The organism is Methanocalculus sp., assembly GCF_029762515.1.
Taxonomy (GTDB): Archaea; Halobacteriota; Methanomicrobia; order Methanomicrobiales; family Methanocorpusculaceae; genus Methanocalculus.
This window is the reverse complement of the sequence record NZ_JARVGN010000383.1, coordinates 1-2188: the sequence shown is the minus strand read 5'-3', so window position 1 is coordinate 2188 and position 2188 is coordinate 1. Positions and strand designations below refer to the sequence as shown.

General features: G+C 51.4%; 3 protein-coding genes. All 3 read right to left on the bottom strand.

Translation table 11 applies throughout. The features are described 5' to 3' along the window. On the bottom strand, positions 1-541 hold a 541-nt coding region (locus QCH34_RS11225), incomplete at its 3' end, for an orotidine 5'-phosphate decarboxylase / HUMPS family protein (protein WP_300334181.1). 64 nt (positions 542-605) lie between these two features. After that, positions 606-1139 (bottom strand): nitroreductase family protein, encoded by a 534-nt coding sequence (locus QCH34_RS11220; protein ID WP_300334179.1) that lies wholly within the window; start codon positions 1137-1139, stop codon positions 606-608. A 26-nt stretch (positions 1140-1165) separates the two neighbouring features. Continuing rightward, positions 1166-2149: a DUF3821 domain-containing protein gene (locus QCH34_RS11215; RefSeq protein WP_300334177.1), complete on the bottom strand. Its 984-nt coding sequence runs from the start codon at positions 2147-2149 to the stop codon at positions 1166-1168. Positions 2150-2188: the final 39 nt, after the last annotated feature.

Here is a 2188-nt window from a genome sequence, read left to right as displayed (position 1 = left end):
CAACTGCCTCTGCCGCCCGCGCCGCATCCAGCCCTCCGGCAGCGGCAATCGGGATGGAGACTGCGCCTGTGAGCCGTTCAAGGAGTTCAAGAGAATCCTTTCCGATCATCTGCTGATCGATTCCTACATGGGCATTGATGATATGCACACCCATCTCCTCGAGCTCACGGGCACGGACTACGGGATCTGCGACATTCATCATATCCCCCATTAGCCGCACCCCATAGAGATCTGCTGCCTTCACCGCCTCCCTGATGACCGCATCATCGGATTCGGCAAGGATGCAAATGATCCCTGCACCTGCTTTTGCTGCCATCTCAACTTCAAGCGCACCGGTATCGCTGATCTTCATATCGGCAACGATGGGGGTATCAGGATGGTGTTTCCGTATCTCCGAAACAGCGCTCATCCCCTCGCTCTTGATAAGCGGTGTTCCGATCTCGATCCAATTGGCTCCACCGGCAATTGTTTCGTCCGCAATCGCATAGGCGCGGCTGAGATCGAGGATATCAAGTGCAACCTGAAGAATCGGGGATTTCATACGTTACAATTGTGGTTTTCATCCGGCTTAAAGGGTGTTTAAAAAGAGAGAGGGCCGGATCAGATCACTCGGATCCATACCGGTCTGTGAAGGTGATATCAGTGAGGTTCTTCTTCTTGGCGAGGACAAACCCTTCTGTCTTTGCTTCACCCGCGGCAACCAGCGAGATGAGCTTGTAATTGTCCGGAACACCGAGGAGTTTTCTGATCGGCTCTGCATACTCTTTTCCCTCCCCTGCAACCCAGCAGGATCCGATACCATATCCGGTTAAGGCGATGAGGATGTTTTCAGTGGCGGCACAGCAGTCCTCAACCACATACTGCTGATCCCGCTCGCCAAAGACGGCAAAGCAGACGGGTGCATCGGCGATGAATTTACCGTTGGTGGCGAGGTTTGCAATCTCCTCCCTGAGTGCCTTGTCCTTGATTGTTCCAAAGATCCATGGCTGGATGTTCTTTGCAGATGGAGCACTCTTTGCACAATCAAGGACTTTCCGAATGATTTCGTCCGGAATAGGAGTGTCTTTGAAGTGCCTGATGCTGTGCCGTGCCTGGATGATAGTGACGCCGAAATTGGCGATGTTTTTATTCTGGATCATAGTAGATCAGAGTGCTTTTCTCAGGGTTATTTGTTACGCAGGCGGAGGCGGGTGATCAAAGCAAGTGCACCGAGTGTTGTTGCCAGGGCAAGAGGTGCTGGTGTTGGTTCAGGAATGGGTGTAGCAGTAGGCTCCTGTGTTGCAACGGGTGTTGGTTCTTGTGTTGGTGTTGCCGCAGTAGTGGGGGGAGGTGTTACGACAATTGTTGGTTTGGGTGTTGGGATTGGTGTCTGTGTCGGTGCTGGTGTTGGTGTTGTGGGTGTTGTCCTTGATAGTGAAACCGTCTCACTGCGGGGGGTGATAGTTTTCCCGACGACATTGTAGTTATCCTTCATCTGATTCGCATTGCAGAAGGCATAGAACTCATAGACTCCACGTGAATACCCGGACTCCGGATACCAGACTCTACCTGTCAGGAAAGGCGAATTGCCGACATTAAAGAGAAGAGATGTTAATACGCCTGCCTTGTTTACTAATGAAGAATATTCAATCCCTCCCTCTCTGGTAACCCGGATCTCAATCGGAGCACCGGTAACTCCTGTCCGCTCTGCCATTGCATCAAGATTTGTGACTATTCTGAACTGTAGTTCAAAATCCATCGGTACCCAGAGCCCTGTTCTGTCTCTCACTCCGTAGTCAAGATCATACACCCTCACTTCAAGGTACGGGTCCGCAACGCTGAAGGCGGGGTTGCCAGTCCCTATGTTATACCAGGAACCGGTTCTTTCCTGAAACGTCTGGGGAGAGACATAGAACGATGTTGCATCACTGACAATCATTGTTGCTGTCGGGCTGCCTGTTGCAGGTGATGAACCGGGTGCAAACCATCCTATTGTGTCTCCACTCGCAATCCCACATGCAGTGACGTCAAGCCCCTCTTCGCCGATGAATGCCATTCCATTGGCTGGTATATCGGATATGGCGGCATGTGCCGGGCTGGTGAAGAGGAGGGCAAAAATGAAGATACACCCAAAATGGATTATCCTTCTCAGTGTTTCTCTCTGTATCATATCCGATCAATGGAGGCTTCAGGCTCTTGATTGTTTCTG